Here is an 11,954-nt window from a genome sequence, read left to right on the forward strand (position 1 = left end):
AACGCGTCAAAAAACGATTTTCGATCTTTCCTGCAGGGAGAGACCGAAAAGCAATCGATGCAGACTGAAAATAAAGCTTTCAACCAGCACTTATTGGTCACTAAATCTGCCAACACAAACCTAAGTGAGACAAGCGCAGAACAATCACCGTCTAACGAAACGGCAGACGCAGCAGCAGCCTCGGCACTTATTACATTAAATATGGTGCCGACTGAAAACACCCAAGGCAATGCTGAAATGCAGGCAAACACCTCACCTGTTATCAATGCAAATAGCAACGCTCAGGCAAACGTAGAAAATGCACAGGTGATCACCAATAAGTCGACACCCGTTGACGTCCAGACCACAGTGCCGACACAAAATGCAAGCACTGGCGTGACAGTTTCTGATGCCAATGCATCAACTTCGTCAACAATTACTCCTGCTAACATGGGTGAATCAAATTCTGGAATTTCCAAACCAGTCCAGATTCCAGCCCAAAGCGCTGCACAACAAACCACAGAGATATTGAAGAATGCCGCTGTAAAACAAGAAGATACACCCTCTTCTCCAGCGACAGCGAAAACACCCGCTGAAGCTCAGACTCAGCCCCACACTTCAAAGCAATCGCCACAACCTCTGTCTCAGACATTAGTTCAGTCGCAAACTCAGCTATCGCAACAAGCTCAAACGTCTCAGTCCGCTCAACCTTCAAAACAGCTTCCTATGGATAATGGTGTAGCAAACCAAGCAACGCCTCAAACACAAATTCTGTCTGCATCCAATGGCCAAGCCGTCACCGCAGCCGCAACGACTTTGACTGCTCAATCAAATAAAACATCGAATGCATCTAGCACTGCGGCTAAAATTGAAAATGCAAATTCAAGTTCGACGACGACATCAAACGCTTCAGCAGCTGAAATGACTTCTGAGCCCAATAAGGCAAGCTCTAATACTTCAGCTCAAACGCCGGCAGCTACGCGAGCATCGACAACAGCGACGAATACTTCAAGTGCCCCAACGCCTGCTCAACCTCCTAATGTTCAAGAATTGTTGAGCGGTTTGCCAGATGCAGAATTACTTGAAGGACTAGAACCATCAAGCGAAGAGACCAATCTTTCTTCAACAACATCGAACTCCGCTACAGGTAAAACTCAGGAATTGCCGCCGACATTACGTCATGCATCTTCCGTCACTCAGCAAGCCTGGGCCGGCCTGATCCAACGCATGGATGGCAAAAGTCACCAATTCCAGATTCGCCTAGATCCCGCTGCGCTTGGACAGATCAATGTCTCGATAGAAATAACGAAAGATAAAAGAGCGACAGTTGTCCTCGCAGCTAAATCTGCTGAAGCCTTATCTGAATTATCACGTGGTTCAAAAGCACTTGAATCAGCATTGGCTGATGTCGGCATAGACCTCGCAGAAGATGGCCTAAAATTAGAATTGTCTCCAGATGAAAATAGTTCATTCACCTTTAAAGACGATGATGCTGAGCAAATGGCAGACGATAAAGGCGAGGCATCCATTTCAAATTCCTCTGCAACGGAAGAAAATGCTGATTTACCTCGTCAAATCACGCCAAAATTAACGGCTTGGTCACGCGCACGTGTTGATCTTACAGCTTGATAGTAGGAATATAAAACATTGTCTGATCTAATCTCTTTCGTAAACCAAAGTAGCGGTTCGACATCAAACTCAGCTCAATCGCAATCTGCCCTCGCGAGTGATTTCGACACTTTTCTTACTTTGCTCACAGCTCAGTTGCAAAATCAGGATCCTCTGGAGCCAACGGATTCAACAGAATTCACAAACCAACTTGTGCAATTTTCTGGCGTGGAACAGCAAATCCAAACAAATGATGCGCTTGAACAACTTATAGCTTCAAATAATTCCGCCACAGGTGCAGCTATGTCCAGCTATCTAGGACAAAGCGTTGAAATCAACAGTCAAGGTGCTGGATATTCTGGTGAAGATTTGAGCTGGCGCTACGCGCTTGCAAGTGATGCCACCGAAGCCACGTTCAACATTCAAGATAAGAACGGCAAAGTGCTTTATTCAGAACCTGCTGAGAAAAGCGCGGGGTCCCATGAATTTGTTTGGGACGGCACCTTAAGTGACGGCACAATCGCGAATGAAGACGAAGTTTATTATGCCAGTGTCACGGCAAAAGACAGCGAAGCAAATTCAATCACGACATCAACAAACGTACTTACAACAGTATCAGGTGTTGACCTTTCATATGACAGTCCAGCGATTACGACCAAAGCTGGGATTTTTAGTTACAGTGATATTCTGCGAGTGATGCAGAGTTAATCGCATTTAAACGTTCCGGATTGCAAAAGCAGTCTGTAGATACATGGCGCAAAAGCGCCCTTTCAAGACCCGGCCTCAAAAGAAGGATCGGGAAATAGAGTGGGTTAGTTTTTAGAGGAATACCGCCATGAGTATAGGTTCAGCATTACTGGCAGGAACAGCAGGTCTACGTGCAAACGCATCTGCTATGGCTGCCACATCAGAAAACATAGCAAACGTAAACACTGTTGGATTCAAACGTATCCGCAATGACTTTACCGCTATGCTAAATAATCAAAATTATCAATCTTCATACAGCGCTGGTGCCGTAAGGGCAACTGCGACGACATTAATGCGCGAACAAGGCACGTTGCAATCTTCCTCCGTTTCAACGCACATGGCAATTTCCGGTGAAGGTTATTTCGTCACAAGAGCTCGCGGAGGCGACGCAACATCATTTGATGAATACTCATACACGCGTGCAGGACAATTTGCTCCTGATGAAGGTGGATATTTAAAAAACACTGCAGGTCAATATCTATATGGTTGGCCAATCGTGAATGATCAAGTCGTCAATGCCAGCCCAACCGACCTTACGGCCCTTTCTGCCGTTCGTGTTTCTGGGTATGGTGGTGTCGCGGAAGCATCCGCAAATCTATCAATCACAGCAAACCTGAATGCAGACCAAGAAGTAAATCCCGCGACATATACAGCTGGCGATATGGCGGCAGGAAACATCACACCCGACTTCACGACACCGTTGGAAGTCTATGACTCCAAAGGTGGACGTCACACGGTTAACTTCTCTTTCTTAAAAACGGCCAATGCGAACGAATGGGAAGTAGAAGCCTACGTCACCCCATCAACAGATATTGAAGGTGTAACCGACGGTCTTCTTGCTAATGGTAAAATGATATTCACTGCATCTGGTTTAATTGATCCAGTTGCAACAAATGCGCTTGCCGACGGTTTTGACCCAGAAGGGTCAATCAGTATTGGAGCATCTGATCCTGCTTCAGTAGGAACAACACCTCGCTGGGCGGATGGATTGGGTATCGAAGCGCAAGATATTCAATTAGATTTAGGAAACGGGAATAGCACGACTGGACTTACTCAATATTCATCAGATTCTATTCTTGATACATCTACTGTCGACGGTGTCCCTTTTGGATCACTAGCCTCAGTCGATGTCGATGAAGACGGTGTTGTTATCGCGCAATATACGAATGGTTTTAGCCGTAAAATTTTCCAAGTTCCTGTGGCGACTTTCGGAAATGAAGGTGGTCTGATCGCACAAGCCGGCGGCAGCTACCGTTCAGGCCCTGAAACTGGCGACATGAACCTTAGAGCGCCCAAGTCTGGAGAAGCTGGTGAGGTCATCTCTAGTGCACTTGAATCTTCAACTGTCGACCTTGCTGAAGAATTCTCCAACCTTATCGTTACGCAACGCGCGTATTCAGCGGCGTCAAAAATTATTACGACCGCAGACGAAATGTTGAATGAGCTTATTAGTATCAAAAGATAACTAATTAAGGAAATTGCACGTTCAAAGTGCTTTTTGCTCCAAATTGAAACAAAAAAGGCCCCAAAGACAACTAAAGAGTCTCTGGGGTCTTTTTTTATTCTTCAAATTTTCAACAAAACCCACACATTAACTTCAGTCTGAACTTAAAACACTTGTAGTATTGTCCTCAGCATAGACCAGACCAAGGAAAGGGAATTCTATGCTGACCCAGAACGCGAAAAGCGCGGCAGTTATCGGACCCGACGGAAAAACACTCACGCTGGCGGACCTCCCGTCACCAGACATCAAGCGTTGGGTAACCCGTCGTAAAGCAGAAGTCGTTGCGGCAGTTCGTGGCGACCTATTAACACGCGAAGAAGCATTAGCTCGCTACAAAATTTCATCTGAAGAATATGAAGGATGGGAAGCATTGTACGATCGCTTCGGTGTAAAAGGATTACGCACCACTCGCTTACAAAACTATCGCGCCTAATAAGAATTGATGACTGATATCACGCTGCTTTCCACCAAAGCGTGATGGAAATCGACATTTTCTGAAAAGATGCATCCATCTATTATGCCCTGATTTCTTAGAAGTCAGGGCATAATGCTATTTGGGGCTGTGTTAAATTCAAAAAATTAAAACAAATACCGCTGTTTTCACCCTTGTTAATAAGACGTTTACATCCTGCTGGGAAATTATTGCCTAACGACCCCTGTTCGGGGTGCAAGAATTACCGGGTAGAAGATGGCTGAAACAGTTTCCATAATAAAAAAGATCACAAATGGCGGACAAATGCGCATTATTGCTGCGCTTATGGTTGTGGCGTTGGTGGGTGCTGGTCTTGGTTTCATTATGCTCCGCGGTGGGGCAGATGAAGCTCTTCTTTATTCTGGACTAGATTTAACTGAATCAGCGGAAATTTCAGGCCGCCTAGACCAAGCAAATATCAGCTACACAATTCGCGGTGATGGTGCTTCCATCTTTGTTAATCGAGACCAAGTTCTTGATGCTCGCATGATGCTTTCCGAAGAAGGTTTGCCGACGCGCGGAGCTATGGGTTATGAAATCTTTGACAAATCTGAAGCTCTGGGCACAACCAGCTTTGTTCAAAACATAAACCGTGTCCGCGCCCTTGAAGGGGAACTTGCTAGAACAATCTCCTCTTTAGACAATATTCGCGGCTCGCGCGTTCACCTTGTTCTTCCAGAAAGACGCCTATTCGAGCGCGGCACACAAACACCATCAGCATCCGTGGTTATATCTGTAGCAGGTCGAGGCATGTTGCCGTCTCAAGTGCGCGCAATAAGAAACCTAATCGCTGGATCAGTGCCCAATCTTGAAGTGAACCGCATCACGCTCCTTGACGACAAAGGCCGCCTCCTCGCTGCTGGTGCTGAAAATAGTGAGAATGGATTTTCTGGCGGGTCTGCTGACGAACGCCAAACAGGCATAGAAGATCAGATCCGCAACAAAGTGTTATCAGTTGTCGAAAGCGTCACAGGCCCAGGTGCGGCTCGTGTTCAAGTGGCTGCTGATATAGACTTCAATCGCATCACACAGAGCTCTGAAATTTTTGACCCAGAAGGACGAGTTATCCGCTCATCCACAACAACTGAGGATTCTTCACGCGAGTCTTCAACTGAGCCTGCTGGTGCTGTGACAGCTGAAAACAACATTCCTGCTGGCACGGCTGCGGACGGACCTGCCGATCCAACATCACAAGCAGAAACAAACCATTTGCAAGAGACTACAAATTACGAAATCTCAAAAACCACAAAAACAGAAATCACTGAAGGTGGGCGTATTCGTAAGATTTCAGTTGCTGTTGCATTGGATGATGTACGTGTTCCCGGAGCTGATGAAACTGAAGCAACATTTGCACCGCGCACCCCAGAAGAAATTGCAAACATAAAAACACTCGTGAGATCTGCTGTTGGGTATGACGAAGCGCGCGGTGACATTGTTGAAGTCGTCAATGTATCATTCATGCGCCCTGAATCTTCGGTCAATCTTGCGATTGAAGATCCCGGTATGTTGGGCCTAACTAAAAATGACATCATGCGCATTTCTGAATTAGCAGCCCTATTTGTAGGTGCCGTGCTGCTCATCATCTTTGTCTTACGTCCTCTCGTAAAAGGCTTGATGAGCCCGTCCGCGGAAAGCGGAGATTCTTTCTATGTCGGAGAAGCAAAACTCCCGGGTGGATCAGGAAATGCTGCTCAGAAGGTAACCTTATCAGAAAACCTCGTTCTCCCCGGATCTGGAGATGGCGGCAACGGCCAAATTACAGAGGATGACCAATTTGGCCTAGATGTCGCGCGCATTAGCGGGAAAGTGAATGCATCTTCTGTAAAGAAAATTTCCGAAGTTGTCGAAAGCCACCCTGATGAATCAATTCAAATCATCCGAGCATGGCTATCTGAAGACCATGTAGGGAGTGACGCAGCATGAGCAATCTAGCAGCAGAAGCAGAAGAAGCTCTCAAAACCATGAATAAGCGGGAAGCTATTCAGCAAGCCGCCGCCGATGGAAAAAAACTAACAGGAGCTGAAAAAGCTGCCATCCTGCTACTCGCACTCGGTCAAGAAACAGGCCCCATTTGGGAAGCGCTCGATGATGAAGAGCTGCGTGATGTGTCTTCAGCAATGTCGACTCTAGGCGCTGTTCAGTCCTCTTTGGTTGAAGACTTGATCATTGAATTTGTTGGTAAACTTTCTACTTCTGGCTCTATCACAGGTAATTTCGAGCAAACACAGCGACTACTTGCACAATTCCTTCCAGGTGAAAAAGTTGACTCTCTTATGGAAGAGATCCGCGGACCAGCTGGTCGTACCATGTGGGATAAGCTTGGAAATGTATCTGAGACTGTTCTCGCGAACTATCTCAAGAATGAATACCCACAGACAGTGGCTGTTGTTCTCTCAAAAATTAAATCTGACCACGCTGCAGCAGTTCTTGCCTGTCTGCCGCCAGATTTTGCAATTGAATGTATGCAGCGCATGCTTCGCATGGAGCCCGTTGCACGTGACATTATTGAAAAAATTGAGGTCACCCTTCGTACAGAGTTCATGACCAATCTCGCGCGCACTTCTAAACGCGACAGTCATGAGCAAATGGCAGATATTTTCAATGCTTTTGATCGCCAGACTGAAGGCCGTTTCATGACAGCGCTTGAAGAAAAAAGCAAAGAAGCAGCCGAAAGAATTCGTTCTCTTATGTTCGTCTTTGATGACCTATCAAAACTGGACCCAGGTGGCATTCAAACACTTCTAAAAGCAGTTCCAAAGGACAAGCTAACGCTTGCTCTCAAAGGTGCCAATGAAGAAATGCAGGACTTGTTCACTTCCAACATGTCTGAGCGGGCCGCAAAAATCTTGAAAGAAGACATGAATTCCATGGGGCCGGTAAAGCTTAAAGATGTCGATAGCGCTCAACAAGACATGGTCTATCAAGCAAAAGAACTTGCTGAACGTGGTGAAATCATGCTTGCCGACGGCGGCGCTGAAGATGAGCTGGTTTACTAGGAGGGTATGAGAACATGAAAGAAGCTAAACCCTTTGAATTTCTTACTGAATTCACGCCTTCTGGTGAAGTATTAACTGGTAAAAAACCAGACTTCAAACGCGTTGAAGATGTCGAGCTGGAAGTTAATCAAGCCCGCGAAAACACCCAAGCTGCGGTTATGGGCAGTATCGAAGCGCGCATCGCCACAGCTCTTGAAACCATTGCAGCCAACCTTACTCCTTCTGAGCAAGTCGTCTCGCAGATTGCACTCTCTCTAAGAAATGAAGCAATTGATCTAGCCATGGCCGCATCAGAAATAATTGCTGGACGTGCCTTAGATGAAAATGGTCATGCTGCGGCGGAAGAAGCTGTTGCTCAAGCCTGTAAACAATTACGCGCTGAACCTCGCTTGATCGTAACAATCGCACCAGATGCTGAGCTCCAAATCAAAATGCGTTTGGAAAACATGCCAGACATTGCTGAACGTCTACATTTTGTCACCGATCCAGCAGCCCGCCCGGGCGACTGGCGCATCGAATTTCAAGGCGGTGCTGCTGAGTTTAACCGTGACGCAATAACCAAGACTGTCGAAGACTGCTTAAACAACCGCAAATCCGACCCAATCGAAGACCAACTCGATTTGTTCGGCGCGGCATAATTGTAGAGTTTTAGGAGCATAAAATGGCAACAGACGATTTAAACCTTCCAGAACTTGAAGCGACTGGCAAAGTTCTAGCAAAACCAATTTCTGCGGAAGAAGAAGCAGAAAGACGTGAAAAATTCGCAGCTGACCTTGCCCCCATGTTTGACGTGCCCGTCTCCGTGCAAGCCGTTATTGGGCGTACAACCATGGAAGTATCTGAACTGATGCACCTTGGTGAAGGGTCAGTTCTCGAACTAGACCGAAGAGTCGGTGAAGCTATTGATATTTATGTTAATTCTCGACTTGTCGCTCGTGGAGAAATCGTTGTCGTCGATGACCGCCTAGGTGTCACAATGACAGAGATTATTAAGAATGCAGGCGGTTAATCGCCATCGAAACGCTGAATCATCAGCAGCCAATATAAGAATACTTTGCGTAAGCAAAACAATTTGAAAGTGAATACAATATGCGCGTTTTGATTATTGGAGATTTGGGTGGGCAGCTATCCGCCGCGACGAAGATTGCATTCGAGCGCGGCGCTCAAGTTTCTCACGCCGCCTCCCCTGCAATCGCACTTGATTCACTTCGTGCTGGACATGGCGCTGATCTTGTCATGATTGATGTCAAAGCTGACATTGCTTGGCTTTATGAGGCGCTTCAAACTGAACACATCGCTGCACCTATTGTCGCTTGTGGTGTAGAAGCCGATGCCGATGCTGCTGCATCAGCAATCCACGCAGGTGCACGCGAATTTATTCCCCTTCCACCCGATGCAGAGCTAATAGCAGCTGTTCTGTCTGCGGTATCAGAAGACGAACGCACAATGATCGCGTCTGATCCTGCCATGATGCAAGTTGTCGAACTTGCCGAACAAATAGCTCCTTCCGATGCTTCTGTATTAATCACAGGTGAAAGCGGTGTCGGTAAAGAAGTCATGGCGCGCTTTGTCCACCAAAAATCTCGCCGTGCTGGTAAAACATTCATTTCAGTAAACTGTGCAGCTATTCCAGAAAACTTGCTGGAATCGGAGTTATTCGGACATGAAAAAGGCGCGTTCACAGGCGCAATGACACGCCGCATTGGTAAATTTGAAGAAGCCAATGGGGGTACACTCCTCCTTGATGAAATTTCCGAAATGGACGCGCGCCTTCAGGCCAAACTTTTGCGTGCTATCCAAGAGCGTGAAATTGACCGTGTTGGCGGCAACAAGCCAGTAAAAGTCGACATCCGTATTGTAGCAACATCAAATCGTGACCTTGCCGAAGCTGTTCGTTCTGGTGATTTCCGGGAAGACCTTCTTTATCGCTTGAACGTGATGAACCTCCGTATTCCAGCTTTGCGTGAACGCCGCTCAGATTTAGTAAAACTATCTGATTTCTTCATTGATAAATATAGCGCAGCAAATGGCTTACCTAATAAAGAGCTATCTGATGAAGCGCGCGAACAAATCAACAGCTCACGCTGGCCCGGTAATGTGCGTGAACTTGAAAACGCAATGCACCGCGCTGTCATATTATCACGCGGCCCCGTCATCGAAGCTGACGCCATTCGCACACCAGATGGTGCTCCTCTTTCAAGTTCAACAGGTCACAGCAATTACGAATCTCAAATTGACCTAACTGTGCAACGTGCCACAGAAACAGCACACACAGCCATCACTGCTGGCCTAGCAAGTGTGCAGGTTGGACGCACTGTTGCTGAAGTAGAACAAGACTTAATCCTATCTACTTTAGATCATTGTTTGGGAAATCGGACACACGCCGCCAACATTTTGGGTATTTCAATTCGTACCCTCCGCAACAAACTTCGCACATACACAGACGCCGGAGTTGAAGTAGCAGCTCCTGGTGAAACACGGGCAGCAGGCTAAAATTCATGGCTGAAGCAAGTAATAACACAAGCGGCATTTCTTTTGGTGGGTTGGATTTCAACGCCATCGCAAAAGGTGCGGCCAAAGGTGAAGTCGCGCTAGGGCTTGGTGTGATGACATTGATCGTCATGCTGATCGTTCCGCTTCCAGCATTTCTGCTCGACTTCATGCTGGCTATTTCCATCACATTCTCTGTATTAGTGTTGATGACAGCCTTGCTTATCCAAAAGCCTCTGGAATTTTCTTCATTCCCAGCGGTATTGTTACTTGCAACTATGCTCCGCCTCGCACTGAACATGGCCTCCACGCGCCTCATCTTGTCAAAAGGTGATCAAGGACCAGAAGCCGCGGGTAGTATCATCAAGACATTCGGATCTTTCGTAATGGGCGGCAATTACGTGATCGGCGTGATTGTTTTCATTATCCTCGTGATCGTAAATTTCATGGTTATCACCAAGGGTTCAGGCCGTATCGCCGAAGTCGCAGCACGTTTCACCCTAGATGCAATGCCCGGTAAGCAAATGGCGATCGACGCTGACCTATCAGCTGGTATGATCAACGAAGATGAAGCACGCACGCGTCGTAAAGAACTTGAAGGCGAAAGCAGTTTTTTCGGAGCAATGGATGGTGCGTCCAAATTCGTGAAGGGAGACGCTATGGCTGGTCTCCTCATCACGATCATCAACATTATCGGTGGTATTCTAATCGGTGTAGCACAAAAAGGCCTACCATTCACAGAAGCCGCTCAAACATACACAATGCTAACAATTGGTGATGGTCTGGTATCGCAAATCCCAGCACTCATCATCTCAGTCGCTGCTGGTATGCTTGTATCGAAAGCTGGTGTTGATGGGTCAACAGACAAAGCACTCGGAATACAACTCATGGCTTCTCCGCAAGGATTATCCATGGTCGCAGGAATTGCCGCTTTTGCTGGTCTTTTACCCGGAATGCCAATTATCCCATTCTTCCTCCTAGCTGGAGGCGCTGGATATGGTGCATGGAGAGCTGCCGCAGCAAGAGAAGCAACGGCCAAAGCCAAAGAGATCAAAGAAAACGAAATCATTTCAGATGCTCGCAAACCAACAGAAGAAGCACCAATCAGTGACAGCATTGCTGTTGATGAGTTGAAAGTCGAATTGGGCTTTGGTCTGCTTTCACTGATCAATGAATCAGAAGGTCGCAAACTCACAGATCAGATAAAAGCTGTTCGTCGCCAAGTCGCATCTGAGTTTGGTTTCATCGCGCCGCAAGTTCGCATTGTCGACAATTTAGAAATTGGTTCGGAAAACTACCGCATCATGATCAAGGAAGTGGAATCTGGATCTGGTGCACTTCGCCCCTTGATGGATCTAGCAATGGATGCTTCTGGCGCTGCCGCCCCAATTGCTGGTGAGCGCGTAAAAGAACCTGTCTTTGGGCTTCCAGCCGTTTGGATTGATAAGTCATATAAAGAAGAAGCCGCAATGAATGGGTATACTGTTGTAGATGCTGCAACAGTACTCACCACGCACTTCACTGAATTGGTGAAGGACAACATGGCCGACCTTATGTCTTTCACCGCCTTGAAAGAGCTAACAGATGATCTTCCAGCGGCTCAAAAAGCGCTATTAGAAGACATCGTGCCCAACCAAATTACAATGTCAGGTATTCAGCGCGTCCTTCAAAACTTACTACGTGAGAAAATATCTGTACGCGATTTTGCAACAATACTTGAAGCAATTGCTGAAGCATCAGGTGCCTCAACAGATCTCATGCAAATTACAGAACATGTGCGCACTCGCCTTGCGCGCCAACTTTGTAATGCCAACCAAGCTCATGATGGCCAATTATCAGTTGTCACCCTTTCACCAGCTTGGGAACAATCATTTGCTGAAGCACTCATTGGTGAACCCGGCGCGCGTCAGCTCGCGTTAGAGCCATCAAGATTGCACGAGTTTGTAAATGAAATGCGCCGCGTGTTTGAAGCAGCGGCACAAACTGGAGATACACCAGTTCTCCTCACATCTGCCCCGATCCGTCCATATGTGCGCTCACTTGTTGAACGTTTCCGCGCACAAACCGTCGTCATGAGCCAAAATGAAATTCACCCCAAAGCCCGTTTACGCGGTGCAGGGTCAATCTAGAAAAGTAACCCCGATATGACCAGTCAGTA

10 protein-coding genes are annotated in these 11,954 nt (G+C 46.9%); all 10 read left to right on the forward strand.

The genetic code is table 11. From position 1 onward, the window contains the following. Positions 1-57 precede the first annotated feature (57 nt). The 10 genes from HBAL_RS11125 to flhA all read left to right on the forward strand — a co-directional run bounded on the left by HBAL_RS11125 (position 58) and on the right by flhA (position 11,925). Positions 58-1,608: a flagellar hook-length control protein FliK gene (locus HBAL_RS11125; protein ID WP_149037410.1), complete on the forward strand. Its 1,551-nt coding sequence runs from the start codon at positions 58-60 to the stop codon at positions 1,606-1,608. A gap of 18 nt (positions 1,609-1,626) precedes the next feature. Beyond that, on the forward strand, positions 1,627-2,295 hold the full coding sequence (locus HBAL_RS11130) for a flagellar hook assembly protein FlgD (protein WP_015828038.1): 669 nt from the start codon (positions 1,627-1,629) through the stop codon (positions 2,293-2,295). 127 nt (positions 2,296-2,422) lie between these two features. Continuing rightward, entirely contained in the window at positions 2,423-3,799 is a 1,377-nt protein-coding gene (locus tag HBAL_RS11135; protein ID WP_015828039.1) for a flagellar hook protein FlgE, read from the forward strand. Between the two features lie 199 nt (positions 3,800-3,998). Continuing rightward, positions 3,999-4,271: a CtrA inhibitor SciP gene (gene sciP / locus HBAL_RS11140; protein ID WP_015828040.1), complete on the forward strand. Its 273-nt coding sequence runs from the start codon at positions 3,999-4,001 to the stop codon at positions 4,269-4,271. 255 nt (positions 4,272-4,526) lie between these two features. After that, positions 4,527-6,233: a flagellar basal-body MS-ring/collar protein FliF gene (fliF, locus tag HBAL_RS11145; RefSeq protein WP_015828041.1), complete on the forward strand. Its 1,707-nt coding sequence runs from the start codon at positions 4,527-4,529 to the stop codon at positions 6,231-6,233. A gap of 38 nt (positions 6,234-6,271) precedes the next feature. After that, entirely contained in the window at positions 6,272-7,306 is a 1,035-nt protein-coding gene (gene fliG / locus HBAL_RS11150; RefSeq protein ID WP_041302244.1) for a flagellar motor switch protein FliG, read from the forward strand. 14 nt (positions 7,307-7,320) lie between these two features. Further along, positions 7,321-7,944, forward strand: coding sequence for a FliH/SctL family protein (locus HBAL_RS11155; protein WP_015828043.1), 624 nt, complete (start codon positions 7,321-7,323; stop codon positions 7,942-7,944). Between the two features lie 23 nt (positions 7,945-7,967). Then, on the forward strand, positions 7,968-8,315 hold the full coding sequence (fliN, locus tag HBAL_RS11160; RefSeq protein WP_015828044.1) for a flagellar motor switch protein FliN: 348 nt from the start codon (positions 7,968-7,970) through the stop codon (positions 8,313-8,315). Positions 8,316-8,395: 80 nt separating this feature from the next. Then, positions 8,396-9,799, forward strand: a complete 1,404-nt coding sequence (flbD, locus tag HBAL_RS11165) for a sigma-54-dependent transcriptional regulator FlbD (RefSeq protein ID WP_015828045.1) — start codon at positions 8,396-8,398, stop codon at positions 9,797-9,799. A gap of 5 nt (positions 9,800-9,804) precedes the next feature. Then, complete coding sequence (gene flhA, locus HBAL_RS11170) at positions 9,805-11,925, forward strand: flagellar biosynthesis protein FlhA (RefSeq protein ID WP_015828046.1); 2,121 nt, start codon at positions 9,805-9,807, stop codon at positions 11,923-11,925. Positions 11,926-11,954 lie beyond the last annotated feature (29 nt).

It is taken from the genome of Hirschia baltica ATCC 49814, from assembly GCF_000023785.1.
GTDB classification, from domain to species: Bacteria; Pseudomonadota; Alphaproteobacteria; order Caulobacterales; family Hyphomonadaceae; genus Hirschia; species Hirschia baltica.